At 33.6% G+C, this 26,219-nt stretch carries 25 protein-coding genes, 2 tRNA genes, 1 other RNA gene and 1 pseudogene; 13 read left to right on the top strand and 16 right to left on the bottom strand.

What is annotated here, in order from left to right; all coding sequences use genetic code 11:
* The first annotated feature begins 1 nt into the window (after window position 1).
* A complete protein-coding gene (locus ACYIAJ_RS00700; protein ID WP_483564294.1) occupies window positions 2-526 on the top strand; it encodes an integrase core domain-containing protein in 525 nt (174 codons plus the stop codon).
* 40 nt (window positions 527-566) lie between these two features.
* On the opposite strand, the pseudogene ACYIAJ_RS00695 reads toward ACYIAJ_RS00700, so the two are convergent.
* Window positions 567-722, bottom strand: a pseudogene (locus tag ACYIAJ_RS00695) (IS481 family transposase); the annotation flags it as partial.
* 81 nt (window positions 723-803) lie between these two features.
* On the opposite strand from ACYIAJ_RS00695, the gene ACYIAJ_RS00690 reads away from it, so the two are divergent.
* A complete protein-coding gene (locus ACYIAJ_RS00690) occupies window positions 804-1,889 on the top strand; it encodes an ankyrin repeat domain-containing protein (protein ID WP_483564152.1) in 1,086 nt (361 codons plus the stop codon).
* Between the two features lie 294 nt (window positions 1,890-2,183).
* Here the strand turns inward: ACYIAJ_RS00690 and ACYIAJ_RS00685 are convergent.
* The 14 genes from ACYIAJ_RS00685 to ACYIAJ_RS00620 all read right to left on the bottom strand — a co-directional run bounded on the left by ACYIAJ_RS00685 (window position 2,184) and on the right by ACYIAJ_RS00620 (window position 13,861).
* Window positions 2,184-2,259, bottom strand: a tRNA-Gly gene (locus ACYIAJ_RS00685).
* Between the two features lie 12 nt (window positions 2,260-2,271).
* Window positions 2,272-2,359 (bottom strand) — tRNA-Leu (locus ACYIAJ_RS00680).
* A gap of 235 nt (window positions 2,360-2,594) precedes the next feature.
* A complete protein-coding gene (gene pgsA, locus ACYIAJ_RS00675; protein ID WP_174786729.1) occupies window positions 2,595-3,149 on the bottom strand; it encodes a CDP-diacylglycerol--glycerol-3-phosphate 3-phosphatidyltransferase in 555 nt (184 codons plus the stop codon).
* Window positions 3,150-3,258: 109 nt separating this feature from the next.
* Complete coding sequence (gene uvrC, locus ACYIAJ_RS00670; protein ID WP_174797423.1) at window positions 3,259-5,094, bottom strand: excinuclease ABC subunit UvrC; 1,836 nt, start codon at window positions 5,092-5,094, stop codon at window positions 3,259-3,261.
* Window position 5,095: 1 nt separating this feature from the next.
* Entirely contained in the window at window positions 5,096-5,773 is a 678-nt protein-coding gene (gene artM, locus ACYIAJ_RS00665) for an arginine ABC transporter permease ArtM (protein WP_483564151.1), read from the bottom strand.
* Between the two features lie 12 nt (window positions 5,774-5,785).
* The gene (artQ, locus tag ACYIAJ_RS00660; protein WP_483564293.1) at window positions 5,786-6,514 is read right to left on the bottom strand and encodes an arginine ABC transporter permease ArtQ; all 729 of its coding nucleotides are present in this window, start codon (window positions 6,512-6,514) and stop codon (window positions 5,786-5,788) included.
* A gap of 131 nt (window positions 6,515-6,645) precedes the next feature.
* Window positions 6,646-7,380: a transporter substrate-binding domain-containing protein gene (locus tag ACYIAJ_RS00655; RefSeq protein ID WP_483558211.1), complete on the bottom strand. Its 735-nt coding sequence runs from the start codon at window positions 7,378-7,380 to the stop codon at window positions 6,646-6,648.
* Between the two features lie 27 nt (window positions 7,381-7,407).
* On the bottom strand, window positions 7,408-8,136 hold the full coding sequence (gene artP, locus ACYIAJ_RS00650; RefSeq protein WP_483564150.1) for an arginine ABC transporter ATP-binding protein ArtP: 729 nt from the start codon (window positions 8,134-8,136) through the stop codon (window positions 7,408-7,410).
* A gap of 137 nt (window positions 8,137-8,273) precedes the next feature.
* Entirely contained in the window at window positions 8,274-8,921 is a 648-nt protein-coding gene (locus tag ACYIAJ_RS00645; RefSeq protein ID WP_483558214.1) for an ElyC/SanA/YdcF family protein, read from the bottom strand.
* A 1-nt stretch (window position 8,922) separates the two neighbouring features.
* Window positions 8,923-9,612 carry a CidB/LrgB family autolysis modulator gene (locus ACYIAJ_RS00640; protein ID WP_483558215.1) on the bottom strand — a complete coding sequence of 230 codons (690 nt, stop codon included), beginning with the start codon at window positions 9,610-9,612 and terminating at the stop codon, window positions 8,923-8,925.
* The gene (locus ACYIAJ_RS00635) at window positions 9,609-10,064 is read right to left on the bottom strand and encodes a CidA/LrgA family protein (RefSeq protein ID WP_483558217.1); all 456 of its coding nucleotides are present in this window, start codon (window positions 10,062-10,064) and stop codon (window positions 9,609-9,611) included. Before ACYIAJ_RS00635 ends, ACYIAJ_RS00640 begins: the two co-directional genes overlap by 4 nt.
* Window positions 10,065-10,160: 96 nt before the next feature.
* Window positions 10,161-11,594, bottom strand: a complete 1,434-nt coding sequence (sbcB, locus tag ACYIAJ_RS00630) for an exodeoxyribonuclease I (RefSeq protein ID WP_483558219.1) — start codon at window positions 11,592-11,594, stop codon at window positions 10,161-10,163.
* A gap of 131 nt (window positions 11,595-11,725) precedes the next feature.
* Window positions 11,726-12,211 (bottom strand): ubiquinone anaerobic biosynthesis accessory factor UbiT, encoded by a 486-nt coding sequence (gene ubiT, locus ACYIAJ_RS00625; protein WP_483558416.1) that lies wholly within the window; start codon window positions 12,209-12,211, stop codon window positions 11,726-11,728.
* Window positions 12,212-12,232: 21 nt separating this feature from the next.
* A complete protein-coding gene (locus tag ACYIAJ_RS00620) occupies window positions 12,233-13,861 on the bottom strand; it encodes a Na+/H+ antiporter (protein ID WP_483558221.1) in 1,629 nt (542 codons plus the stop codon).
* A gap of 155 nt (window positions 13,862-14,016) precedes the next feature.
* On the opposite strand from ACYIAJ_RS00620, the gene recO reads away from it, so the two are divergent.
* Window positions 14,017-14,709 carry a DNA repair protein RecO gene (gene recO, locus ACYIAJ_RS00615; protein WP_483558223.1) on the top strand — a complete coding sequence of 231 codons (693 nt, stop codon included), beginning with the start codon at window positions 14,017-14,019 and terminating at the stop codon, window positions 14,707-14,709.
* A gap of 35 nt (window positions 14,710-14,744) precedes the next feature.
* On the opposite strand, the gene ACYIAJ_RS00610 is transcribed toward recO, so the two are convergent.
* Window positions 14,745-15,200, bottom strand: a complete 456-nt coding sequence (locus tag ACYIAJ_RS00610) for a YaiI/YqxD family protein (RefSeq protein WP_483558225.1) — start codon at window positions 15,198-15,200, stop codon at window positions 14,745-14,747.
* A 240-nt stretch (window positions 15,201-15,440) separates the two neighbouring features.
* Between ACYIAJ_RS00610 and thrS the strand changes: the two genes are divergently transcribed.
* The 10 genes from thrS (at window position 15,441) to ACYIAJ_RS00560 (ending at window position 25,879) form a co-directional block, all read left to right on the top strand.
* Window positions 15,441-17,366 carry a threonine--tRNA ligase gene (gene thrS, locus ACYIAJ_RS00605; protein WP_483558226.1) on the top strand — a complete coding sequence of 642 codons (1,926 nt, stop codon included), beginning with the start codon at window positions 15,441-15,443 and terminating at the stop codon, window positions 17,364-17,366.
* Window positions 17,367-17,393: 27 nt separating this feature from the next.
* Window positions 17,394-17,933 carry a translation initiation factor IF-3 gene (gene infC / locus ACYIAJ_RS00600; protein ID WP_065587350.1) on the top strand — a complete coding sequence of 180 codons (540 nt, stop codon included), beginning with the start codon at window positions 17,394-17,396 and terminating at the stop codon, window positions 17,931-17,933.
* An 84-nt stretch (window positions 17,934-18,017) separates the two neighbouring features.
* Window positions 18,018-18,215 (top strand): 50S ribosomal protein L35, encoded by a 198-nt coding sequence (rpmI, locus tag ACYIAJ_RS00595; RefSeq protein WP_025315575.1) that lies wholly within the window; start codon window positions 18,018-18,020, stop codon window positions 18,213-18,215.
* A 31-nt stretch (window positions 18,216-18,246) separates the two neighbouring features.
* The gene (rplT, locus tag ACYIAJ_RS00590; protein ID WP_024496189.1) at window positions 18,247-18,600 is read left to right on the top strand and encodes a 50S ribosomal protein L20; all 354 of its coding nucleotides are present in this window, start codon (window positions 18,247-18,249) and stop codon (window positions 18,598-18,600) included.
* Between the two features lie 212 nt (window positions 18,601-18,812).
* A complete protein-coding gene (gene pheS / locus ACYIAJ_RS00585) occupies window positions 18,813-19,796 on the top strand; it encodes a phenylalanine--tRNA ligase subunit alpha (protein ID WP_483558230.1) in 984 nt (327 codons plus the stop codon).
* Window positions 19,797-19,812: 16 nt separating this feature from the next.
* Window positions 19,813-22,200 (top strand): phenylalanine--tRNA ligase subunit beta, encoded by a 2,388-nt coding sequence (gene pheT, locus ACYIAJ_RS00580; RefSeq protein ID WP_483558232.1) that lies wholly within the window; start codon window positions 19,813-19,815, stop codon window positions 22,198-22,200.
* A 4-nt stretch (window positions 22,201-22,204) separates the two neighbouring features.
* Complete coding sequence (locus tag ACYIAJ_RS00575) at window positions 22,205-22,498, top strand: integration host factor subunit alpha (protein WP_065637551.1); 294 nt, start codon at window positions 22,205-22,207, stop codon at window positions 22,496-22,498.
* Window positions 22,499-22,639: 141 nt separating this feature from the next.
* Window positions 22,640-22,735: signal recognition particle sRNA small type (ffs, locus tag ACYIAJ_RS00570), an RNA gene on the top strand.
* A 210-nt stretch (window positions 22,736-22,945) separates the two neighbouring features.
* Complete coding sequence (gene htpX / locus ACYIAJ_RS00565) at window positions 22,946-23,815, top strand: protease HtpX (RefSeq protein ID WP_483558234.1); 870 nt, start codon at window positions 22,946-22,948, stop codon at window positions 23,813-23,815.
* A gap of 123 nt (window positions 23,816-23,938) precedes the next feature.
* Window positions 23,939-25,879 (top strand): peptidase U32 family protein, encoded by a 1,941-nt coding sequence (locus ACYIAJ_RS00560; RefSeq protein ID WP_483558236.1) that lies wholly within the window; start codon window positions 23,939-23,941, stop codon window positions 25,877-25,879.
* Window positions 25,880-26,219 lie beyond the last annotated feature (340 nt).

Here is a 26,219-nt window from a genome sequence, read left to right as displayed (position 1 = left end):
TATTGCTCCGCGAAGCCCAGAAAAACTATCAGCACCTAGTACACAAGGTGAATGTCGGTCAATGGATTTTATGAGTGACAGCAGTTGCAATCAACGCCGGTATAGGATATTCAATGTGATAGATGACTTTAATCGTGAGGCGCTAGGCATTGATATTGCGGTCAGTTTGCCGGCTGGCAGAATTACTCGTTATCTGGATAAACTGGCTGAATATTATGGTTATCCACTCAAAATACGAGTAGATAATGGACCGGAATTCACCGAAAATACGTTTATTAACTGGGCAAAGTCACATGGTATAACCATAGATTATATTGAGCTCGGCAGCCCATATCAAAACGGGTATATTGAACGATTTAATCGCACCTATCGCACAGAAGTATTAGATTTATATCTATTTAATAATCTAGAACAAGTAAGAAAGATAACTGAAGAATGGCTAACAGTTTATAACACCGAAAGACCTCATGAAGCACTAAATAATATGGCGCCGATTGAGTATAAAACACTAAAACAAGCAGCATGATTTTCTACTTGAATCTTGTACTAAGTTTGGGGTATTTACACAAATATTCTCTAGTTTGCTGTTGCGTTTCATTTTTAAGTAAAGGTAAACGTTTGGTATCAACGTGTAGCATTTCACCTGGATAGGTTTTGTTATAGCGTTTAGCTTGCCGTCTTAATTTATCTTCAATAGATTTTTCAACTTTAACCAGACGTTTGTTTGTTCAAATTACGTTATATTTACAATATAATATACATTATTCTATAAAAGTATTTTTTAAAAATAAATAGGTTTATAAATGTATAATATAGGATACATTGGTAACTTTCAGAGTATGCCAGAACCTGCAGTTGCCATATATGAAGCAAATATCGAAAATATGCAGGCTTTATTTGAGGCGGGATGGGATATAAATCAAAAAATAAGTCTAGGGAAACATACAAAGATAACACCTTTAGAAATTGCTACCGTAACGAATAATTTTATTGTTTTAAAATGGTTATTGAAAAATAAAGTTTCTTTAGATGTAGGTAGTTTCACTATTATTGAACAGGCAGCACAACATAGCGAAAATAAAATTGTCGATACGTTGTTAAAAAATAATGCGCTTGATTTTCTTCCATTAAAGAAATATACAGAAATATTTATACGAATTCATTATGGGCAACAATTTGAAAATATAGAATTATTTGAGAAGTATGGAATAACTGTAAAAAAATATGGTGGAGCAGCTTTGAGATCAAGCGCATCAAATGGAAACATAGAAGAAGCAAAGATGTGGTTAGCGATGGGAGCTGATATAAATTATCATGAACCTGATATGGTATATTCATATGCTTCAACTCCTCTTATTGAGGCGGTAAGACATGATCATACAGAACTTGCTGAATATCTTATAAAATATGGTAGTGATATTACAATTACAGACAAATATGGCGATCGCCCATATTCTATTGCTTCAAAAAATAAAAATACCAAATTGATGCAATTGCTCAAGCCGCTAGAACCGTTTCAATGGCATGATGAGCAAGAAAAGTTGAAACTTATCAAAAACTATAAAATTCCAACTGATATGTTGGAATATCTTAAAAAATCTCCAAATAAAATTACTTTTTTAGGAAAGGATAGTTATACAAAGTATATTATTTTTTATAAATTTATGGATTTACAGGAGATGAAATGGGAAGGGAAAAAACTACTTTCCTTAATAGAAGAAGTAGAAAATTATGAGCTATATATAGTGTGGTCTCCAAGAGAAAAAGCAATTTGTTACATAGATCCTGAACATAAAATATTTTCTAAAGTATGTACTTGGAAAGAATTCATTAATAATATTGAAAAACATATGAATAATATAATAACTGGAGAATATGATATTATGTAAACACATGGAGTTGAAAATAAACATTTCAATCTTATTTTCCCAAAATAGCCGGACAGCGGACAAAGCACTTACTTGTGCTATTTTTAATAAAGGAATCAGTTTAAGGCATAAAATCATTCCATAATAAAATATTAATTATTCGAAGATGACACTAAAAATCGCTCAAAAACGATGTTCTCTAGATTTTAACAAATATTTTGGTGAATATTAATGACATCGAAAATAGCCTCTAATAACTAATTTAAAAATAAAATGACTGCCACTAACTTCTTGTCTTAATTATTACTTTTGAATTGGAGCGGGAAACGAGGTTCGAACTCGCGACCCCGACCTTGGCAAGGTCGTGCTCTACCAACTGAGCTATTCCCGCATAGGTAAGAAGTGGTGCCCGGGGCGAGACTTGAACTCGCACGGCCAAAAAGGCCGAGGGATTTTAAATCCCTTGTGTCTACCGATTTCACCACCCGGGCTCAAAGCTGATTACTAAGAAGTAATTCGTTTTGAATGCAGTGCATTTTACCGATCTTATGATTTCAGTCAATAAAAATTTTAAATTAATCGTTTAACTGTTCAATGTTTGACTGATTGACGGTTTCAATAAAGTTATTTTTAATTTGAAAGGGGATGAGTAATTTTGTTTATACGAACTTTTTGAACAAAACTACTCATATAAAAAGATGTTAAGATGGAAATATTAACCAAATGTTATTCTTCTTCTAATAAATCGCTATGTGCTATCCATAAATATTGTAACATTGATAATAGCGTTAATACTGTTGCAATAAACAACGCTGCAAGACCTGCGTAAATAACAATGTCACAAGGGCGCCAAAGTAGCCAAGTTAGCGCTGTCATTTGTGCTATCGTTTTGATTTTACCAATTGACGAAACGGCTACATTGTTGCGTTTGCCGATTTCAGCCATCCATTCGCGTAAGGCCGATACTATAATTTCGCGCGAAACGATAATAATTGCTGGAATTGAGATCCACCATGCTTGGTAATATTGGGTAATTAAAACTAGTGCAATTGTTACCATGATTTTGTCGGCGACTGGATCTAAAAATGCGCCAAACTTAGTTGTTTGACCTAAGCGACGGGCAAGATAACCATCTAATACATCAGTCACGGCAGCAATTAAAAAAATCAATGCAGAAAAAAAACCAGACCATTTATAGGGAAACAAATAAAATGCCAACACAAAAAAAGGGATTAAAATAACTCGAAATAGTGTTAAGGCTGTTGGAAAATTAATTTTCATGTGACATAAACTCTTTTTTTTATTTTATTAATCAATGCATTAGAGATTGATAAAAAACAGTCTTTTCTTAATGGTTATGTTGCCTGAAATATGTTATTTTTTCAATGTGTTATTGTTGTAAATTTAGATAAATTTTTTCAGCTAATGATTTTGATATACCTTGGACTTGAGCTATTTCGTCAATACTGGCACTTTTTAACTCTCTTAATCCGCCAAAATGTTTGAGTAGCGCTTGACGTCTTTTGGCACCAATGCCTTCAATATGCTCTAATGCACTGTCAGTAAGTTGCTTTGTCCCTTTTTTACGCTGACCTACGATAGCATGATCATGTGATGCATTTCTAATTTGTTGAATAAGCAATAGTGCAGGGGAATGGTCATCAAGGTAATATCCCGTGCCATGAGCTTCAAAAAATAGTGTTTCTAATCCTTCTTTACGCTCAGCGCCTTTAGCTACACCAATTAAAATAGGGTGATTTTTGTTCCAATTGACATCCAATTGTTCAAATACTTGTAGAGCTTGGTTAAGTTGTCCTTTACCGCCATCTATAAAAATAATATCAGGCACTTTTTCAGTTGGTAGCTCTTTTTTACTGTAACGGCGAGTTAATACTTGTTCCATTGCTGCATAATCGTCACCAGGTGTAATACCGGTAATATTGTAGCGTCGAAACTCAGATTTAACCGGTCCCTTATCATCAAAAACGACACAAGATGCAATGGTATTTTTACCCATAAAATGGCTGATATCAAAACATTCCATTCGATTAATTTTGTCAATCCCCAAAAAGGCTTTCAATGCATCGTAACGTTGTTTAATAGTTGAGTTTGCTAGTAGTTTATTTTTAACCCCAGTTTGAGCATTCACGGTTGCGATATTGAGTAATTTAAGATTATCACCTTTGGGTTCATCAACCAGTTTAACTTGATGATCAGCAATAAGTGACAGTGTCTCTTCCATTGGTTGTTTATCAGACAACGAAAAATTAAGTAAAATCTTTTTAGGGATATTTCTATTTTGATTGCCTTGCAAATAAAATTGTCCCAAAAAGGTTTCAATAACTTCTTCTAGTTCGGTATTTGATGGCACTTTAGGAAAATAAGAGCGATGTCCAAAGGTTTGGCCATTTCGAATAAATAAGACATATATACAAGCCAAGCCTGATTCATAATGGAAACCAATGACATCAAGATTATCATTATTATTATATATAGCTTGCTTTTCATTAATATGTTTTATTGCTTGTAGTTGATCACGCAAAACCGCAGCCTTTTCAAAATTGAGCTCTTTACTGGCTTTTTGCATATCTTCGGTTATTTTTTGTAGTATTTGATCTGATTGACCGGATAAAAATAACCTAACATAGTTAACTTGCTCTAGATAATCTTCATCACTGACTAAACCTGGCACACAAGGACCTAAGCAACGTTTAATTTGATATTGCAGACAGGGACGAGTTCGATTTCGATAGGTTGTATTTAAACACTGTCTTATTGGAAACGTTTTTTGCAATAGTGTTAATATCTGTTTAACTGCATAACCACTAGGGTAGGGACCAAAAAATTCATCTTTTTTACGATTAATTGCTCCACGATAAAGGGATAGTTGAGGATGCCTTTCTTTGCTTAGTTTTATAAACGGATAGCTTTTATCATCTTTTAAAAGCACATTATATCGTGGCTGATGTTTTTTGATGTATGTTTGTTCAAGTAGTAGGGCTTCAGTTTCAGTATTGGTAATCGTAAATTCAACACGATGGATATGGCTAACAAGCATATCTGTTTTTAGTGTTTTTTTACTGCTATTAAAATAGCTTTTTAAGCGATTATTGAGATCTTTGGCTTTGCCCACATAAATAATCGTCTCTTTATCATTAAACATCTGATAAATACCCGGTTTATGTGGGACTGTTTTCAAAAAGGATGTTGAATCAAATTGGTTCATATTAGTTTTCGAATGTGAGGGCTTTTTTCTCTATAACTCTCATAATGGTGCTCAGTAAGCCATTTATCAAGAGGTATATTAGCCCTGCAACCACAAAAATAGAAAAATCATAGTAATCACCATTTAATTGATTGCTATACCCCATAATATCCATCACTTGAATCATTGATACTAAGGCCGTGCCTTTAATCACGAAAACGACTTCATTTGAATAAGTTGAAAGAGCTCGCTTTAATGCATATGGCACGACAACTTTTAATGTTTGTTTTTTATTCATACCAAGCGCTTGACAAGCTTGCCATTGTCCTTGAGGTAAAGATTTTAGTGCACCATAAAAAATTTGTGTTGTATAAGCTGCACTATTGAGTGTTAAGGCTAAGTATGCACAAAACCAAGATGACGAAATAAGTTCATAAAGGGCAGGTATTTTACTCAACGTATCACTAAATTGCGAAGGTCCGTAATAAATTAAAAATAGTTGGACAAGTAGTGGTGAACCCGTAAATAGAATAATATAAGTACGAATAACTTTAGTTAATACATTTGAATTTAATGATAATAAACATGCTAAGACGATTGCCAGTAATCCAGCCGATAGAATTCCCAAAATACCTAAGCTTAAAGTATTAGGTAGACCTTGTAGTATGATTTTAAGGTAATAAATAAAATTATCAGACATAATACGACCTTATTAACTTTTTGCTGATGTTGGCTGTTCAAAATAAGTTGAACGTTTTTCAATTCGTGATATTAATTTTTTGCTTAAAATAGAGATGATGAGATAAATAATCATTGCGATGATATACCATAAAAAAGGTTGGTTTGTTCGAGCAATAATGGTTTTAGTTTGCATCATTAAATCATTAATTGCGATGGTCGAAACCAGTGCGGTATCTTTTAACAAAATTAACCACTGATTACTTAATCCAGGTAAGGCATGACGCCACATTTGTGGCATTATAATACGGAAGAATGTGCGTGATTTACTAAGCCCAAGTACTTGGGCAGCTTGTCTTTGTCCGTTGGGAATTGCCTTGAATGCACCGCGAAGCGTTTGTGACGCATAGACTGCATATAATAGTGAAAGTGCAGCGACACCACATAAAAAAGGGTTAATATTAAAATTTTGAATATCGAGTTGTATTGTGAATAAGGCGAAGTAAAAATTAATTGTAAATCCATCATTTAATAATATGAGCAATAAGGGTAATCCATTATAAATGGCGACGACAATTAATAGTTCAGGTAAAGCTCGAATCGTTAAATTAAACAGAGACATTAACCATGCAACTGGTTTGAATGGAGCCGATTCTAATAGAGTAAAAATAAAGGCAAAAAACATTCCTACAACTAACGATACCAAAGCTAATGATAATGTAATTAATGTAGCTTGCATTAGTGGCAAGATATATCCATCCATCAAAGATAGAATCCAGTTTGTTCCATTTGTTAGAAAGTCTGACATAAAAAAACCGTTGTTAAATTAAAAAATAAACTCGCCGCAAAGCATGCGGCGAGATCATAACGAAGTCGAGTTTTACTGTTTAATAATTATTTATTAAACCATTTTTTATAAATAGCATCTAATTCACCATTTGCTTTGAGTTTATCCAGAGCTTGGTTAAATTGATTTAGCAATTGATCATTGCCTTTACGAACTGCAATACCTAAACCTTCACCAAAAAATTCATGATCAGTGATTTTATCACTTAATGGTACAATATTAGAATCTTTACCTAGCCATTCACCAGCGACAATTGAACTTGATACGATTGCATCAATTCGTTTTGCTTTTAAATCTAAAAAAGCAAATTGATAACTATCGTAACTAACTTGTTTAATATCAGGGAATTTTTCATTTAGATATTTTGGATAAGTTGTCCCTTTTTGAACACCTACAGTTTTACCTTTTAATTGTTCAAGGTCAGTCAATGTATCTTTTAATGTAATGAATTGAATTGAGCTATCATCATAATAAATTTTGGTAAAATCAACTTGCTTTTGACGTTCTGGCGTAATATCAATTCCAGCTATAGCTGCATCAATTCGACGAGTTTTTAAACTAGGAATTAAGCCATCAAATGATTGATTGACAATTTTGCATGAGACTTTTATCTCATCACAAATTTTATTAATCACATCAATATCAAAGCCAATAATTTCATTTTTTTCATTAGTAAATTCAAAAGGCGCATAAGTTGCTTCTGTGCCGATTGTTAAAGTGTCTGTTGCTTGAGCTACAAACGCTGTTCCTGCAAGAAAAATGGCTAGTAACGTTTTTTTCATATATCCACCTAATTTTATTTTAATTAATTAATGTGACAAATAAGCTTTAAACTCTTCAGTTTGAGGATGAGTAAAACACTCCAGTTGTCCTTGCTCAATAATTTTACCGTGCTCCATATAAATGACTTGTGAAGCAACTTTACGAGCAAAATCGACTTCATGTGTAACAATAATTTGTGTAATTCCCGTTTCAGAAAGTTCATTAATAATTTCAGCAATTTGTGATGTGATCGCAGGATCTAATGCTGCTGTTGGCTCATCAAATAATAATATTTGAGGTTCCATCATTAATGCTCTAGCAATAGCGACACGTTGCTGTTGACCGCCTGAAAGATGAAGAGGATAACGCTTTGCCATATCATCAATTTGTAATCTGTTTAAAATAGCCATTGCTTTATCGCTAGCTTCTTTTTTAGATAGCTTTAATACTTGGCAAGGCGCTTCGATCAAGTTTTCTAGCACAGTCAAATGTGGCCATAAATTGTAATTTTGAAATACCATTCCTACATTTTTACGAAGATGACGAATTGTTGATTCACTGATTTTTTTAGAAAAATCAAAATGTGAATTGGCGATAGTCATCTGTCCTGATGTCGGTATTTCAAGTAAATTAAAAACTTTTAATAAAGAGCTTTTTCCAGCACCACTCTGACCAAGTAATACAATAGTCTCACCAAGTGAATAGCAGAGAGAAACATCATTTAAGGCCTGATGTTTACCATAAAAACAGTTAATATGGTTTAATTCAATATTCATTGTTAGTTATCAATTTTTCTGTGACTCTAAAATTGATTAAATATTACTTTTTTTTGCATAAAAATGCAATCTAATTTCTTAGACTATCAACTTTTTTGCTTTGTTTTTATACTTAAATGCAACTTTCTTAAAAATATTTATTGAGCAGTAGAAAGAATAGGAATTACAGGGCCAAGGTATTTCGGTTCTTTTTTTAGAACGTAAAGATCAATAAAAGCACCAACACGAGCAAACATTTCACGAATGCGAACTAGCTTCATGCTTTTAGGAGAAGGTACGGCGAAACATTGTGCTTGTATGCCTTGTGCAAGGGCTATAAAAATGGCTCGTTCACAATGAAATTCTTGAGTGATGATGGTAAAATTATTTGCATCAAAAACTTTATTGGCTCGAATAACTGAATCAAAAGTACGGAACCCTGCATAATCTAAAACAATTGAGTCACTAGGAATGCCTGCTTTGACTAAGTCCTTTTTCATGGTGATGGGTTCGTTGTAACTTAAAAGAGCGTTATCGCCACTTAATAATAGATAATCAACTTTATTTTGCCAATAAAGATTAATTGCCCCATCAATGCGATTACGATAAAAATCATTTAAACCACCACCTCGAACATATTTTGATGTACCAAGTACAACACCAATTGCTCGATAGGGGAGTTTGTTTTCATCATGGTAAATATAAGGCGCAGTTTTATAACTAATCCAATAATCCAAACTGACAATTGCAATCATTGAAATCAAGCCAAAAGTAGCAATGCAAGCAATAAGCTTTTTTAATTTCATGCTAAAACCAGTTAAAAATAAATACCATTATTGGAAATAAAAATGGAGCTGTCAATGATGTCATGATGCCACATAAAACTAATGATAACGAACTATACGCACCTTCATTATAATCCACCTCAATACAACGAGCAGTACCGACTGCATGTGATACAGCGCCAATAGATAATCCTCTTGCAGGTGCTGACTTTATTTTTACTAAATTTAATATTTGGTGCCCAAATATACCACCTAGTGTACCAACAAATATTACACATAATGCAGCTATTGATGGGACACCACCTTGGCTACCTGCAATTGTGACCGCAATGGCTGTAGTAACTGATTTTGGTAATACTGATGCAGCAATTTCGTTATTTCCCCCTAACCAAAATACAATACAAACACCAGTTATCATTGATGCAAGTGAAGCGGTAAACGTAATAATCATTATTGATTTCCATCGCGCTTTAATTTGTGGAATAAGTTCATATAGAGGGTAGGCTAAGGCAACAACAGAATAAGGTAATAACTCATTAATAATTTGAACGTTATGGACGTATTTTGTGTAATTTGTTTTGGTTATTAGCAAAATTGGGATTAAAACAATAACCGTAATCACTAAGGGATTAAATAGCGGATTTTTTATTTTAAACGACATTCTTCGAACAATGAGAAAAACACAAAGCGTTAATGGTAGCATCCATATCATGGCTGATTATCCTCATTTTTTTGTGATTCAATTGAATTTTGTGGGACTGTTTTATGAAAATGTTCTGTTAAAAAAGCAGTAAAAAGCAATACGATAAGAGTACCTACAACACAGCCAAATATAATTGGAATCCAATTTTGCAATAAAAGTGAATAATTATCCATAATACCCATTGCAGCAGGGACAAAAAGCAATGTCATATAGCGCATAAAAAGATTACAACTATTTTTAATCCAACAAGTGGGTATTAACTGAAAAGCCAGTAAAAAAAATAGAATTAGTAGTCCAATAATACTACCAGGAATCATTATCGGTAATAATTTAGAAATTATATTACCCGCCCATAAACAGAGAGTTAAAACGAGCAAACCTCGACCATAACTAAAAGCAGTATAGTAGAAAGAATAAAGTCGATGTTTGATTGTAGCGTGCTTAGCTAAAAAATGTTTCATTATGTAAATGCTAATTATCTTAATCTTTAATTATGATTATTATGCTTACGTTAGGGTAAACTAAATTTGCCCATATAATACGCCCGCTAAAATTAATTATCCAACTAAATAATGGCAATAGTTATAAAGTTCTTTAATTATTGCTAATTTTTTTGGGTGTTGAATATAAGTTTCGGCAAGTTTTTCTAATGTTAATAAGTAATCTTGTACTTTTGATGTATTAAGTTTGTCACGACAATAATCTAACCAGATTATTTGTTCTTGCTCTGTTAATGTTTGTGGGTAATTCCGTGCTTTGTATCTAAAAAATAGGTTTGCTAAACGAGGATCATCAAACGTTAGTGATAAAGTATCTAATAAATTAACAGGTGTTGTTCGGATTGTTTCACAACGTAAATTATCTTGTTTGTTTAAAAATCCAGCATATATTTGAGCATCAACATCGGGATGAGGCGAGTAATTATCATCTATTGTGAATAATTCTCTCATTTTATTTTGTAATATTTTTTGATTCTGCAATAATTTTTGTTGCTTGATTAAGCAGTGGCTTATATCAATATTAAACCTTTTGGCATTTTCAGGTAATAGTGTTTTTATTGGGGCAACAATAGGGCATTTATTAATATGAATTAGTTTTAAAGGAATTCGTGATTCATTCAGCTCAAGATCTTCTGTTTTGGTATAAAGCTTTTCTTTAATTCTTTCTACAGGCAAATCAATAATAGAATTGATATCACCAGTTAAATCACAAACAATTACGGCATTATTTTGTAATGGATGCCAAGCAATAGGGCAAACTAATGACATATTACCACGATAGCTACCAAGCATACCCGATACGTGAACAATGGGTGTCATATTAAGGGTATCAATAAGTTCTGCTACTTTATTTTTATTGCGTAATGTAAAAAAATAATTAAAAAGTTTAGGTTGTTTTTCTTTTATTAATTTGGCTATTGCAATAGTTGCATAAACATCAGACATCGCGTCATGCGCATGTTCGTGCTCAATATTATTTTCTTTTGATAAATGTTCTAAACGAAAGCTGGGTAGATTTTCATCATTGATTGGCCAATTAATTCCTTCTGGTCTTAGTGCATAACAAGCTCGAACTACATCAAGAAGATCCCATCTGGAATTTCCATTTTTCCAGCTATAGGCGTAAGGATCATAAAAATTACGATATAAAATATTACGAGTAACTTCATCATCAAAACGAATATTGTTATAGCCAAGAATACATGTATTTGGTTCGCTAAAAGCTTGATGAATTAGGCGAGTAAATTCTGCTTCACAAACACCCTTTTTATTGGCTTCTTGCGGGGTAATTCCTGTAATTAGTACGGCTTCTGGACTAGGTAAATAATCTTGAGCTTGTGAACAATATATAACTAGTGGTTCTTCAATAATATTAAAATCTTTATCAGTTCGAACTCCAGCGAACTGTGCAGGCCTATCTAAAGAAGGGTTAACGCCAAAAGTTTCATAATCATGGAAGTAAAAAGTCTGTTGTTCTTGATCGTTTTTCATTGTGTCATTTTGCTCGTATTGTTTTATTCTATTCCCGACGCTGTTATGTTTATTCTTGAACACAGATATGGTACTGAGAAGATTTTACCTGAATATTGGACTCTAGAAGACCTTACTTTATTTATTTTTTATTAGTTGGTAGGTGCGCTTTCGATAATATTGGCCAGTTTTTCAAGTGTTAGTCTCAAAAATTTGGGCATGGTTTCTAATTCGATTGAGTCCATAAGGTTTTTAACATAAAGGCCCAACTCAGTATCTCCTTCAACAATTAAGCGGCGTTGAAAAAATAAGGTATCGGGATCTTGACGTCTAGTTGCTATCATAATTAAATCATTAGCATTACCGATAAAGCTCACATCAGCAATTTCTTCCCGGCTAACAACTAATTTATTTTCAATCAAACTTACAAACCAGATAAGCCCTAGATCAGTAACTTCAATTTTAAGCCAACGATTTTCTAAAAAATCAAGATCACCATCCTCTAGAGAATGTTCAAATTGTAGCTGTAATAATTGTTCTATGGCTTGTTTTTTGATACTAAAAGGAATGCATCGTAAGGTAAGCCCCAAAACATGGGGCGCATTATTGACAAACTGTGAATGAATCTTGTTTAAAATTTGGCTTTTTGCTCCAATCATTTATGCATCCCCAGAAATCATTTTTTCATAAATATCTAAGTCAGTATTCAAATGCTCAAAAACCTCTTCACTAACCTCATTACGAACTTTCATTTGTAAAAGAGCAGTACGTTCTGCACCTATAGCAACTAAACGCATACGTCTTTCTAGATTTTCTGCTTCAAGAGCTTTTTGTTCTAAATCTTTAAGGCCGGTTCTACGTCTTAGCGAACCGATAACACGTGAGCCGACTTCATGAATAATTTCTTGATCTACTCGGTCTTCAGCTGTTTCTTGCAACAAATTATTTTGCATTTTTTCCAGGCTTACAATTGCCTCTTCAGCCATATGACCTTTTACAGTTAAAATTTCATTTGTTTGTTCTGAATTATCTAAAATAACACTACCTCGTAATAAGATAGGTAATATGATCACTGCAACAATCAATGAAATTAAAATAATACCTGCAGCAATAAAAACAAGTTGATAACGACCACTAATTGTCATTGGAATAGACAATACACCAGCTAAAGTGATGGCACCTCGAACTCCTGCAAATGTTGAAATAAGTAGGTCTCGGTTTGAATAGGATCTGAATGCAAGAGGTCTTTTGGTTCCAAATGGCATTGTAGGCATATGTTTCATCGCCCATAACCAAGCAAATCGAGTTCCCATCAATACAGCAAAAACGAATAGAACAATTAAACATAATTGCCATACTTCAATCGAGGTGTCGATCTGGTTTTCAGCAAAAGTATTGTTAAGAATACTTGGTAACTGAATACCTAATAAAACGAATACAAAACCATTAAAGACAAACGTTAACATTGACCATGTGCTATCTGATTGTAAACGCGCAGTTAAAGGAGCATTTCGCATCATACCAGAATGATTGACCGTCATACCTGCACTTACTGCAGCCAAAATACCAGAACAATGACATTCCTCAGCAATAATATAAGCAGCAAACGGAAGTAAGAATAATAATACGATTTGGATTGCAGGGTCATTGTGAGTCAGCTGATTTATTTTACGCAAAATACGTGCATATAACCAAGTAAATAAAACGCCAATAGCCAAGCCACCAATAGCAACTATAAAAAATTGTACGCTAATATCAAAGATGTTAAATACTGCATCACCAACTGCAATAGCAATAGCAAAATTCAAAGACACCAAACCTGAAGCATCATTCATTAATGCTTCACCTTCAATGATTTCCATTTTTTCTTTTTCGATACGGCCTTTACCAACAATTCCACTTAATGCAACCGCATCGGTTGGAGATAATACTGCAGCTAAAGCTAAACCTGCAGCTAATTCAACATTTGGTAATATCCAATGTAGAATATAACCTAATGCTATAATAGAGATAACAACTAAAACTAAAGCCAATCCGACAATTTCTCTACCATTGTATATAAAGTCTTTTACTGATGTTTTGCGTCCATCAGCAAAAAGTAAAGGAGGAATAAATAAAACAAGAAATAGCTTTGGATCAAATTCTACATAAACATTAAATGCCGCCAATATGCAACCTAATAATATTTGCATTAGAGGTAGTGGAATTTGAATTGGTAACATTTTAACAACGACACCAGAAAGTGATACAATTAACACTAGAAGTAAAATTATTGAAAAAAGTTCCATAGCTTGTCTTTTATTTATCCTATAATCCTATTGTTTGCATTGATTATATCGGATCTTTAGTTAAATTTCAGGTGAAAATTTCATAGAATTATTTAAATTTTGGTCAAATGCAATTATTAATCAAAAAATAATGATGTAATTAAAAGGCATTTTGAATGGAAAATTGGCAAAGAGCATTTATACTACATACCAGATCTTATACAGAAAGCAGTTTATTAGCCGATCTTTTTGTTGAAAATGTCGGAAAGATAACAGTATTAGCCAAAGGGGCTAAAAGAAAGGGTTCAGCATTGAAAGGCATGTTACAACCATTTACTCCACTCATTGTACAATACTCGGGTCAAAGTGAAATAAAAATATTGCGGCAAGTTGAGGCTATGTCACTTACATTACCGTTGGTATCTGTTTTCTTATATAGCGCATTTTATTTAAATGAACTATTGCATCGAGTTTTAGTTGCAGAAACTGAAATACCAACTCTTTTTGATGACTATTTAAAAAGTTTACAACAATTAGCTCAACAATTACCTGCTGAAAATGTATTGCGTACATTTGAATTATCGTTATTAGAAAATTTAGGTTATCACATTGATTTTTTTCATTGTTATGTTACTGGTAATGATGTTGTTGAATCTATGTATTATCAATATCAATCAGAAAAAGGGTTTATGAGTAGTTTATTGCAAAATAGTACTAGTTTTACAGGTGAGCAAGTTTTAGCTTTAGGAAAACGTCAATTTGATAATGACAATACATTAAAAGCAGCTAAACGATTTACCAGAATGGCGTTAAAACCTTATATAGGATCAAAACCATTTAAAAGCAGAGAACTATTTTTAAAAATTTAGTTTTGCTAATTTTGTGTCTTGGTTGTAACAGATTATCAAATTTTTTTTGATGATTGATTAAGTAACATATCAAGTTGATTAGCAAATTTTTCTCGGTCTTTGCTGGAAAACGTAGTTGGGCCTTTAGACTGTATTCCGCTAGCTCGCATCGTTTCCATAAAATCTCGCATAGTTAATCGTTCTTTAATTGTATCAAGTGTGTATTGTTCTCCTCGTGGCGTGAGGACTAAAGCTCCTTTATTTAAAACCTCTGATGCAAGAGGAATGTCAGACGTAATAACTAAATCATTTGTTTTGACTAACTCAATAATTTTATTGTCTGCAACATCAAATCCTTTTTCGACTTGTAAAAGTTTAATATAAGGAGATAAAGGAATTGTTAATCGTTGGTTAGCAACTAATATTGTATTAATTGCTTTGCGATTAGCCACACGATATAAAATTTCTTTAATTGGAGAAGGGCATGCATCAGCATCAATCCAAATATCCATGACAGTTATATTATTAATAAATAATAATTATAACTATTATTTTAAAAAGCAACTATTTATTTTGTAAGATGTTTGAGGTGAATATGCCTTTTAATTTATTTTCTAAATTTATTTAGAGTAATATGATAGTTATTTTTTCTATTCAAAATTCTGATGATAAGTGGTAGTATATTTGGTCTATTTTTTATATACGACGCAAGTGCGCTTTCGTGTGGCGCACCACTGTTATAAGGATTTATTATGCCAATTATTACTCTTCCTGATGGAAATCAACGCCAATTTGATAAACCCGTTACCGTTTTAGAAGTTGCACAAAGTATAGGAGCAGGACTTGCAAAAGCTTGTATAGCTGGACGTGTAAATGGTGAGCGTAAAGATGCCTCTGATATCATTGAGCAAGATGCAACATTAGCCATCATTACTACTAAAGACGAAGATGGACTTGAAATTATACGTCATTCTTGCGCGCATTTATTAGGTCATGCGATTAAGCAATTATGGCCTGATACACAAATGGCAATCGGTCCAACCATTGATAATGGCTTTTATTATGACGTTGATTTAGATCACTCATTAACGCAGGAAGATCTTGATGCATTAGAAAAACGCATGCATGAATTGGCTAAAAAAGATTATGAAGTAAAAAAAGAAGTCGTTAGTTGGGAACGAGCTAGAGAAATATTTTGGGAGCGACGTGAACCATATAAAATTGCGATTTTGGATGAGAATATCCCTAAAGATTCAAAACCAGCACTTTATCACCACGAAGAATATATTGATATGTGTCGTGGACCGCATGTACCTAATATGCGTTTTTGCCACCATTTTAAGTTGCAAAAAGTTGCAGGTGCTTATTGGCGTGGTAACAGTGATAATAAAATGTTACAACGTATTTATGGAACAGCATGGGCACATAAAAAACAACTTGATAGCTATTTACAATTTTTAGAAGAAGCGGCTAAACGTGATCACCGTAAAATAGGTAAACAGCTTGATCTTTATCATATGCAAGAAGAAGCCCCCGGTATGGTGTTTTGGCATAATGATGGATGGATTATCTTCCGTGAACTTGAGGTTTTTGTTCGCACTAAATTAAAAGAGTACGATTATCAAGAAGTAAAAGGTCCGTTTATGATGGATCGTGTTTTGTGGGAAAAAACAGGGCATTGGGGTAATTATAAAGAGTTAATGTTTGTCACTTCATCTGAAAATCGTGAATATTGTATTAAGCCAATGAACTGTCCAGGGCACGTACAGATTTTTAATCAAGGTTTAAAATCTTATCGTGATTTACCATTACGTATGGCGGAATTTGGTAGTTGTCATCGAAACGAGCCATCTGGATCTTTACACGGATTGATGCGTGTTCGAGGTTTTACCCAAGATGATGCACATATTTTTTGTACTGAAAGTCAAATTCGCAGTGAAGTTAATAGCTGTATCAAAATGGTTTATGATACTTATAGCACTTTCGGTTTTACAGATATTACTGTTAAGTTATCCACTCGTCCAGAAAAACGAATCGGTAAAGATGAAACATGGGATCTTGCTGAAAAAGATTTGGCCGAATGTTTAACTGAAAATGGTATTGATTTTGAATACCTACCAGGTGAGGGTGCCTTTTATGGACCAAAAATCGAGTTTACTCTACATGACTGTTTAGGACGTGCATGGCAATGTGGTACTGTTCAACTAGACTTTATGCTACCAGAACGTTTAGATGCAACTTATGTTGGTGAAGACAACGAACGTCATGTTCCTGTTATGATTCATAGAGCCATTTTAGGTTCAATGGAGCGCTTTATGGGAATCTTAACAGAAAACTGCGCAGGATTTTTCCCTACATGGCTTGCTCCATTGCAAGTTGCAGTAATTAATATTACCGATAATCAAGCTGAATATGCAAAACAATTAACCGCGCAACTACAAAAAGTTGGCATTAGAGCAAAAGCGGACTTGAGAAATGAGAAAATAGGGTTTAAAATTCGCGAGCATACTCTTAAACGTGTTCCTTATATGTTTGTTTGTGGAGACAAAGAAATGGAATCAGGAACAATTTCAGTTCGAACTCGCCAAGGTAAAGATCTTGGTAGCTTTGAAGTGAAACATGTTATAGAATTGTTGCTTAACGAAATTCATAGTCGTTCATTAGAACAAATGAATTAATGATAAATTAATTTGGAGGAATGAGATATTAAAGTCAGTAAACGAATTCAGTCAACACGAGCACATAAGATCAACGATGAAATTACTGCTCGTGAGGTGAGATTAACCGGCGTCGATGGTGAACAGCTCGGTATAGTAAGCTTAGATGAAGCTTTAAAACAAGCGGAAGAAGCAACGTTAGATTTAGTTGAAATAAGCCCTAATGCAGAGCCACCTGTTTGTCGAATTATGGATTATGGCAAGTTCCTCTATGAAAAGAGTAAAGCAACAAAAGAGCAGAAGAAAAAGCAAAAGGTTGTTCAGGTTAAGGAAATTAAGTTCCGACCTGGTACAGACGAAGGCGACTATCAGGTAAAACTCCGCAGCCTGATTCGCTTTCTTGAAGATGGCGATAAAGCTAAAGTCACATTACGTTTTCGTGGTCGTGAAATGGCTCACCAACAGTTAGGTTCTGAAATGCTTGATCGTATTAAAGAAGACTTAGCTGATTTGGCGATCATTGAGTCTTATCCAACTAAGATTGAAGGTCGGCAAATGATTATGGTGCTTGCGCCGAAGAAGAAATAATGGTTTTACAAGCTAGTTTTTGATTTATTGAAAATTACACCATTATTTTGTTGTTATTAACAATGCGAAGTGGAAATTAATAAAATGCCTAAAATTAAAACTGTAAGAGGCGCAGCAAAGCGCTTTAAAAAAACAGCTTCTGGTGGCTTTAAGCATAAGCAAGCTAACAAGAGTCATATCCTAACTAAAAAATCAACTAAACGTAAACGTCATTTACGTGGTTTGACAACTGTGTCAAAAGGCGATTTAGGTTTAGTTACTGCGTGTGTTCCATACGCTTAATTCATGGTTAATTATTTAGAGGATATAGTTTATGGCTCGTGTTAAACGTGGTGTTATTGCTCGTGCACGTCACAAGAAAATTTTAAAACAAGCAAAAGGTTATTATGGAGCTCGTTCACGTGTATATCGTGTTGCTTTCCAAGCTGTAATTAAAGCTGGACAATATGCTTACCGTGACCGTCGTCAACGTAAACGCCAATTCCGTCAATTATGGATTGTTCGTATTAATGCTGCAGCTCGTCAATGTGGTCTTTCTTATAGCCGTTTTATCAATGGTTTAAAGAAAGCATCAATTGAAATTGATCGTAAGATCCTTGCTGACATTGCTGTATTTGACAAAAATGCATTTGCTGCATTAGTTGAAAAAGCAAAAGCAGCACTATAATAACTTGATAAAAGCCGAGTTACCTCGGCTTTTATCATTCTAATTTTGATATTTTTAGAGAGTAAATTTTAATTATGAACATAGCTATTTTTCGTTTCTTTTTTGGTTTCTGTTGCAATACAAATTCGTGAGGCAAAGAAAAAACGAAAAATGATTATAAAAGCCTCAAAAGAGGCTTTTTTTATGCAATGAACAATAAGCAGGAGAACTGTATGTCTCAATTAGTTGAACTGGTTAATAATGCCAAATCCGCTATTGAAAGTGCTAATGACATTAATACGATCGAACAAATTCGTGTGGAATATTTTGGTAAAAAAGGCTATTTTACAGTGCAAATGGCTTCATTACGTGATGTTCCTGCCGATGAACGTCCAGCTGTCGGTCAAAAAATCAATGATGCAAAACAAGATGTCATTGAAATATTAAATCAAAGGCGCAATCTTTTAGAGCGTCAGGCTCTTGATGTAAAGCTGGCAAACGAAACAATAGATATCACTTTGCCAGGTAAAACACTCGAATTAGGTGGATTACACCCAGTAACCAAAACAATCAATCGATTAGTCGATTTTTTTGGTGAGTTAGGTTTTGTTGTTGAAACTGGTCCAGAAATTGAAGATGACTACCATAATTTTGATGCACTGAATATTCCGGCTCATCATCCTGCACGTGCTGATCACGATACATTTTGGTTTGATGCAAAACGATTATTAAGAACACAGACGTCAACTGTGCAAATTCGCACCATGGAAAACCAAAAACCGCCAATCCGAATCATTGCACCAGGTAGAACTTATCGCAATGATTATGATCAGACTCATACGCCTATGTTCCACCAAATGGAAGGTTTACTGGTTGATAAGGATATCAGCTTTACACATTTAAAAGGGTTATTACACGATTTTCTTCATTGTTTTTTTGAAGATAATATGGAAATTCGTTTTAGACCAGCCTATTTCCCATTTACAGAACCTTCAGCTGAAGTTGATATTAAAGCTAAAAACGGTAAATGGTTAGAAGTGTTAGGTTGCGGAATGGTACATCCTAATGTATTACGTAATGTGGGCATTGATCCTGAAATCTATAGTGGTTTTGCTTTTGGTATGGGTATAGAGCGATTAACCATGCTACGTTACGGCGTCACTGATTTGCGTTCTTTTTTTGAAAATGACTTACGTTTCTTAAAGCAATTTAATTAATTCTGGAGATCAAAACATGAAATTTAGTGAAAATTGGCTACGTGAATGGATCAATCCAGAAATTAGTAGCGAAACGCTTGCCAATCAATTGACAATGGCTGGTTTAGAAGTCGAGGATGTCGAAAAAGTAGCGGGCGATTTTACTGGAGTAGTTGTTGGTAAAATTGTTGAATGTATGCAACATCCGAATGCAGATAAACTTCGCGTAACAAAAGTTGATATAGGTAAAGCCGAATTACTTGATATTGTTTGTGGTGCGCCAAATTGCCGTCAAGGTTTAACTGTTGCTTGTGCAACAGTGGGGGCAGTATTACCTGGCGATTTTAAAATTAAAGCGGCTAAATTACGAGGCGAACTTTCAGAAGGAATGCTTTGTTCTTATTCTGAATTGGGAATTTCAGATGATCATAATGGGATCATTGAGTTACCAGATGATGCACCTTTAGGCATGGATATTCGTGAATATTTAAATCTTAATGACGTTATAATAGATATTAGTGTTACACCAAATCGAGCGGATTGTTTTGGAACTGTTGGCATTGCCAGAGATATTTCTGCAGTTAACAATATTACTATGAAAGAACTAAAAGTTGACAGTGTGTCTGCAACAATTAATGATACATTACCAATCCAGGTAGATGAACCGAAAGCAGCACCACGTTATTTAGGTCGTGTAATTAAAGACATCAACGTTAATGCCGCAACGCCATTATGGATGAAAGAAAAACTACGCCGTGGTGGAATCCGCTCTATTGATGCAATCGTTGATATTACCAACTATGTATTATTAGAACTTGGTCATCCAATGCATGCGTTCGATTTGGCTGAAATAGAGAAGGGTATTATTGTTCGTTATGCCCAAAAAGAGGAGAAACTTGTTTTACTTAATGGTAATGAAGTTAAACTTAATGATAAAACCTTAGTTATTGCCGATCACCAAAAAATCTTAGCATTAGCAGGAATTATGGGTGGTGAAAAATCAGGTGTAACGCAATCTACTAAAGATGTGTTTCTTGAATCTGCGTTTTTTAATCCATTAGCAATAACAGGTAAAGCTCGTGAATATGGTTTACATACAGAAGCATCACACCGCTATGAGCGTGGAGTTGACCCATCTCTGCAATTTGTAGCAATGGAACGAGCTAGCAAATTATTAATTGATATCTGTGGTGGTAAAGCTGGTCCAATTATTGATGTAACACATAAAGAAGAACTTCCTGTACAAGCAACTATCCAGTTACGTCGCAATAAAATTGATCGTATTATTGGTTATGCAATCGAAACACAAAAGATCACTGATATTTTAGTTAGACTCGGTTGTGAAGTTGAATACAAAGACAATGTGTGGGTTGTAAAATCACCAAGTTGGCGTTTTGATTTACAAATTGAAGAAGATCTAGTTGAAGAAGTAGCTCGAATTTACGGATACAACAATATCCCAAATGCTAACCTGAAAATTGAATCAGTGATGAAACCAAAACCAGAAAGTCAAATATCATTACGAAGAGTAAAAGACTTATTGGTTGATAAAGGGTATCAAGAAGCCGTTACATATAGCTTTGTTGATCCAAAAGTTCAGCAAATCCTTCATCCTGAACAGCTTGGAATCAAGCTACCTAATCCGATTTCAAGTGAAATGTCAGCTATGCGTTTATCACTATGGTCAGGGTTATTAGATGCTGTTTTATATAATCAAAATCGTCAACAAACACGTATCCGATTATTTGAAACTGGTTTGCGTTTCATACCTGATGAAAACTGTGAATTTGGTGTACGACAAGAACTAATGTTGTCGGGTGTTGTTTCAGGTAGCTTATATGAAGAACATTGGCAGCTTCCCAAAAATAATGTGGATTTTTACGATATTAAAGGTGACCTTGAGACAATTTTTTCTCTTTTAGGGTGTACCGAGCAAGTGCAGTTTAAAAGATCCAAGCTCTCGGCCTTGCATCCAGGACAAAGTGCAGCGATTTGTTTAAATGAAGAGCTAATAGGCTATTTGGGAGTCTTACATCCAGAAATTGAAAAAAAATTATCTTTAAATAGTAAAACGCTTGTTTTTGAAATAAATTTAGCTAAAATTAGTCAAAAAAGAGTACCAGTTGCTCATGAATTATCGAAATATCCGTCTAATAAACGAGATATTGCTATTATTGTTTCAAAGACAACACCTGCAGCAGATATTATATCAGAGTGTAGAAAAGCAGGTGGTGAGCAACTTATAAAGGTTAATCTTTTTGATGTTTATACAGGTGAAAATATCAAAGAAGATCAAAAAAGTCTTGCTATCAGTTTGATTTTGCAAGATAAATCGCGTACACTTGAAGAAGAAGATATAACAAACATTGTAAGCAAGTGCGTCATTGCTTTACAAAATCGTTTTAAAGCCCTATTAAGAGAATAATAATATGACATTAACTAAAGCAGATATTGCAGATCGTCTTGCCGAAAAATTTAACATTGATCGTCAAGAAGCTAAAGTCCTTGTTGAACTCTTTTTTGAAGAGATTCGTGTGGCTTTAGAAAAAGGGGAGCCAGTAAAGCTATCTGGATTTGGTAATTTTGCAGTGCGTGATAAAAACTCACGTCCTGGGCGTAATCCAAAAACAGGTGAAAGTGTAGATATTTCAGCTCGTCGCGTTGTTACATTTAGACCTGGAATAAAATTTAGAGAACGTGTAGAAAAGAACTTAGTTATCTAAATTACTAAGGTTATATTGCACATTACTCAATGTAATAGCCTTTCTTTTATTGGTGATACTAGAAAGGCTAAGTTCCTTTTAAAAAAATAGTTGTGTTAATTCCTTAAATAAAGCATAATATCTCCTCCTCAATGGAGTCTCTATGGGTCCTCTTGCAACATTTTTTTGCTCATCAGGTCAGGTCCGGAAGGAAGCAGCCAAAGTGAAAAGTATGTGTGTGGGATGTGGCTGATAGAGTCTCCTCCAAGCCTTTCAGTGATTATCTAAATATTATTTCGATTGTGTTTAATAAATCAACAAGTGTCATTTAATCTTAAAATATACTTATATTTATAGTTGTATCTATGATTTATTTTTGCGATTATATACATTGTGTACTTTTAATCGAAATATTATGATTTCATTTAATTATTCAAAAATTGATATATACCGAAAGAGAGAAAAATTATGATGCGAGTAGGGTTGTTTATTCTAACTAACTTAGCAGTTATGTTTGTATTTGGAATTATCCTAAGTATTTTAGGTGTTGATTCACATAGTACGATAGGTTTACTTATTTTTGCGGCAATATTTGGTTTTGGAGGATCGTTTATATCTCTTCTTTTATCTAAGAGAATGGCTTTAAGATCAGTAGGTGGACAAATTATTACTCAACCTAGTAATAACCAAGAACAATGGCTATTTGATGTAGTTCGTCGGTTGTCGGCGGATCTTAATATAAAAATGCCTGATGTTGCTATTTATGATGCTCAAGACGTTAATGCTTTTGCAACTGGCGCTACTAAAAATAGGTCACTTGTTGCTGTGAGTTCTGGTTTATTAAATACTATGACTCAAGATGAAGCTGAAGCGGTAATTGGTCATGAAATGAGCCATATTGCTAATGGTGATATGGTTACAATGACCTTATTACAAGGTGTGCTTAATACTTTCGTTATTTTTATTTCTCGAATTTTAGCATCTGTTGTAGCCCAAGCATTGGATGATCGTAATCGCGGTTTATCACAATTAGCATATTTCTTGATAGTTATGGTTTTTGAAACAGTATTTGGTATTTTAGCAAGCCTTATAGCTATGTGGTTCTCTCGTTATCGAGAATTTCACGCAGATGCTGGTTCTGCTAAATTAGTTGGTAGTACAAAAATGATTGCAGCTTTAGAAAAACTAAAAACCAGCTATGAACCTCATGAAGATGCTTCCATCTTAGCATTCTGTATTAATGGTGCAAAAAAAGCGAAATTTTCCGAATTATTTATGTCTCATCCACCATTAGAAAAACGTATAGAAGCGTTACGAAATAGAACTTACCAAAACTAATATATATTTTAGAATAAAACGTATTGTTTTCCTGAAAATTTTGACAATTATTATTCAATTAACAATAATAATTGTCAAATAAAGATCAAACTATCAATTAGTTATATCTTAAAAGAGTTTATAATGCCACCATACAATTGCTCCAATAATAAATTAGAATTACTTAGCCCAGCCAAAAATATCGAAATTGCAAAGCAGGCGATATTACATGGTGCTGATGCTGTATACATTGGTGGACCAAACTTTGGTGCTAGGCATAATGCCGGAAATTCGGTAAGTGATATTGCCCAATTAGTTGAGTTTGCTCATCGTTATTATGCGAAAGTTTTTGTGACCTTAAACACCATACTTCACGATAATGAACTTGAACCAGCAAGACAACTAATATGGCAGTTTTATGATGTGGGTATTGATGCGTTAATTGTGCAAGATATGGGTATTTTAAATCTGGATATTCCCCCGATAGATTTGCATGCTAGCACTCAAATGGATATTAGAACACCTGAAAAAGCCAAATTCTTGTCTGATGTTGGTTTTTCACAAATAGTATTGGCTCGTGAACTTAATTTAGCTGAGATAACCAAAATTAATGAGCAGATTGATGCAAAAATAGAGTTTTTTATACATGGTGCGCTTTGTGTGGCTTTTTCAGGACAGTGTTATATCTCTCATGCACAAACAGGGCGTAGTGCGAATCGGGGAGATTGTTCACAAGCTTGTCGGCTTCCTTTCACCTTAAAAGACGATCAAGGTCGTATTGTTGCTTACGATAAACATTTATTATCAATGAAAGATAATAATCAATCAGATAATTTGAGTGATTTAATTCAAGCCGGTGTGAGATCTTTCAAAATAGAAGGACGTTACAAAGATTTAAGTTATGTCAAAAATATTACCGCTTTTTATCGTCAAAAATTAGATAATATTTTAACCCAATCTCCGGATCTACAACCAGCATCAAGTGGTAGAACAGAACACTTTTTTACACCAGATCCTAACCGAACATTTCATCGAGGAAGTACAGATTATTTTCTGCACGGAAGAAAACCGAATATAGGCGCTTTTAATTCACCTAAATTTATCGGCTTGCAAATTGGAGAGATAACCAAAATTACTCCTAAAACCATCGATATTAAATCCGAGAAAATGTTAACTAACGGAGATGGTTTAAATGTACTGATAAAACGAGAGATTTTTGGATTCAGAGCCAATAAAGTAGAAAAGCTTTCGGTCAATCAATACCGAATTTATCCAAATGAAATCCCTAAACCACTTTTTTCAGTTAAATTACCTTATGTGGTTAATCGAAATCTCGATCACATGTGGCAACAAAATTTATTAAAAGAATCAAGTAACCGCAGAATTGGTGTGTCATTTGAACTATATGATATCGAAAATGGTATTGAGCTAAAAGCAAAAAGCGAAGAGGGAATTTGTGTTAAATTAAAACTAACGGGCTCATTCGATCTTGCAGAACAACCAGATAAATCATTATTAAATATTAGAGATAATTTATCTAAACTAGGTCAATCTATATATTATTTAACTGATTTTGATGTAAATCTATCGAAAATTTATTTCATTCCAAGTAGCCAATTAAACCAATTTAGACGGGATGCTATTGATAAATTGACTGCCACAAGATTAGCGAATTATCATCCCCAAAAACGTAAACCTGAACAGAAGCCAGCTCCAATTTATCCTGAAAATCATTTAAGCTTTTTAGCCAACGTTTATAATCATAAAGCAAGAGAATTTTATACACAACATGGAGTTGAATTAATCGAAAGTGCCTATGAAGCTCATGAAGTTAAAGATGATGCACCATTAATGATAACGAAACATTGCTTACGATTTGCATTTAATTTGTGTCCAAAACAAGCAAAAGGGATTCAGGGAGTTAAAACCAAAGTTACACCAATGAAATTGATTCAAAATAATGAAGAATTACTTTTAAAGTTTAATTGTAAAGCTTGTGAAATGCAAGTTTGGGGTCAAATCAAAAAACACATTCTAAAAATGCCACTTCCTGGTAGCGATGTTATTTTTATGGAAAAAAATTAGAATACCGAATGAAATTATAGCTATAAAATCAAAATATATCCAAACATATTATTTAACATAATATACATTATTATAATACATTAATTTTATTGTTAATATATTATTAATTTTCAGATTAATTATAGGGTTAGTGGGTTTGGTAGCTTAATTTAAATTGACGGCATGACTTTATGGTTTGTATCTACAGAATTCACGTACGTTTATCGTGATGCGCATAATGTATATTATGTTAAATAATATGTTTGGATATATTTCTGATGAAATAAATAATTATGAGTAATTTTTGTTTTATTTATAAAATATGATAACCTAATCAATTAATAAACTATGATCATTTTTT

The sequence above is a fragment of the Gilliamella sp. X-46 genome (assembly GCF_057063525.1).
Note: the sequence above shows the minus strand (reverse complement) of the source record. Positions and strands in the feature narration are given on the sequence as shown.

What these genes read in the sequence shown, in the direction of transcription:
- ACYIAJ_RS00690 (WP_483564152.1), top strand. Translation starts at nt 804, where the DNA reads ATGTATAATATAGGATACATTGGTAACTTTCAGAGTATGCCAGAACCT.
- pgsA (WP_174786729.1), bottom strand. Translation starts at nt 3,149, where the DNA reads ATGAAAATTAATTTTCCAACAGCCTTAACACTATTTCGAGTTATTTTA.
- uvrC (WP_174797423.1), bottom strand. Translation starts at nt 5,094, where the DNA reads ATGAACCAATTTGATTCAACATCCTTTTTGAAAACAGTCCCACATAAA.
- artM (WP_483564151.1), bottom strand. Translation starts at nt 5,773, where the DNA reads ATGTCTGATAATTTTATTTATTACCTTAAAATCATACTACAAGGTCTA.
- artQ (WP_483564293.1), bottom strand. Translation starts at nt 6,514, where the DNA reads ATGGATGGATATATCTTGCCACTAATGCAAGCTACATTAATTACATTA.
- ACYIAJ_RS00655 (WP_483558211.1), bottom strand. Translation starts at nt 7,380, where the DNA reads ATGAAAAAAACGTTACTAGCCATTTTTCTTGCAGGAACAGCGTTTGTA.
- artP (WP_483564150.1), bottom strand. Translation starts at nt 8,136, where the DNA reads ATGAATATTGAATTAAACCATATTAACTGTTTTTATGGTAAACATCAG.
- ACYIAJ_RS00645 (WP_483558214.1), bottom strand. Translation starts at nt 8,921, where the DNA reads ATGAAATTAAAAAAGCTTATTGCTTGCATTGCTACTTTTGGCTTGATT.
- ACYIAJ_RS00640 (WP_483558215.1), bottom strand. Translation starts at nt 9,612, where the DNA reads ATGATATGGATGCTACCATTAACGCTTTGTGTTTTTCTCATTGTTCGA.
- ACYIAJ_RS00635 (WP_483558217.1), bottom strand. Translation starts at nt 10,064, where the DNA reads ATGAAACATTTTTTAGCTAAGCACGCTACAATCAAACATCGACTTTAT.
- sbcB (WP_483558219.1), bottom strand. Translation starts at nt 11,594, where the DNA reads ATGAAAAACGATCAAGAACAACAGACTTTTTACTTCCATGATTATGAA.
- ACYIAJ_RS00620 (WP_483558221.1), bottom strand. Translation starts at nt 13,861, where the DNA reads ATGGAACTTTTTTCAATAATTTTACTTCTAGTGTTAATTGTATCACTT.
- recO (WP_483558223.1), top strand. Translation starts at nt 14,017, where the DNA reads ATGGAAAATTGGCAAAGAGCATTTATACTACATACCAGATCTTATACA.
- ACYIAJ_RS00610 (WP_483558225.1), bottom strand. Translation starts at nt 15,200, where the DNA reads ATGGATATTTGGATTGATGCTGATGCATGCCCTTCTCCAATTAAAGAA.
- thrS (WP_483558226.1), top strand. Translation starts at nt 15,441, where the DNA reads ATGCCAATTATTACTCTTCCTGATGGAAATCAACGCCAATTTGATAAA.
- rpmI (WP_025315575.1), top strand. Translation starts at nt 18,018, where the DNA reads ATGCCTAAAATTAAAACTGTAAGAGGCGCAGCAAAGCGCTTTAAAAAA.
- rplT (WP_024496189.1), top strand. Translation starts at nt 18,247, where the DNA reads ATGGCTCGTGTTAAACGTGGTGTTATTGCTCGTGCACGTCACAAGAAA.
- pheS (WP_483558230.1), top strand. Translation starts at nt 18,813, where the DNA reads ATGTCTCAATTAGTTGAACTGGTTAATAATGCCAAATCCGCTATTGAA.
- pheT (WP_483558232.1), top strand. Translation starts at nt 19,813, where the DNA reads ATGAAATTTAGTGAAAATTGGCTACGTGAATGGATCAATCCAGAAATT.
- ACYIAJ_RS00575 (WP_065637551.1), top strand. Translation starts at nt 22,205, where the DNA reads ATGACATTAACTAAAGCAGATATTGCAGATCGTCTTGCCGAAAAATTT.
- htpX (WP_483558234.1), top strand. Translation starts at nt 22,946, where the DNA reads ATGATGCGAGTAGGGTTGTTTATTCTAACTAACTTAGCAGTTATGTTT.
- ACYIAJ_RS00560 (WP_483558236.1), top strand. Translation starts at nt 23,939, where the DNA reads ATGCCACCATACAATTGCTCCAATAATAAATTAGAATTACTTAGCCCA.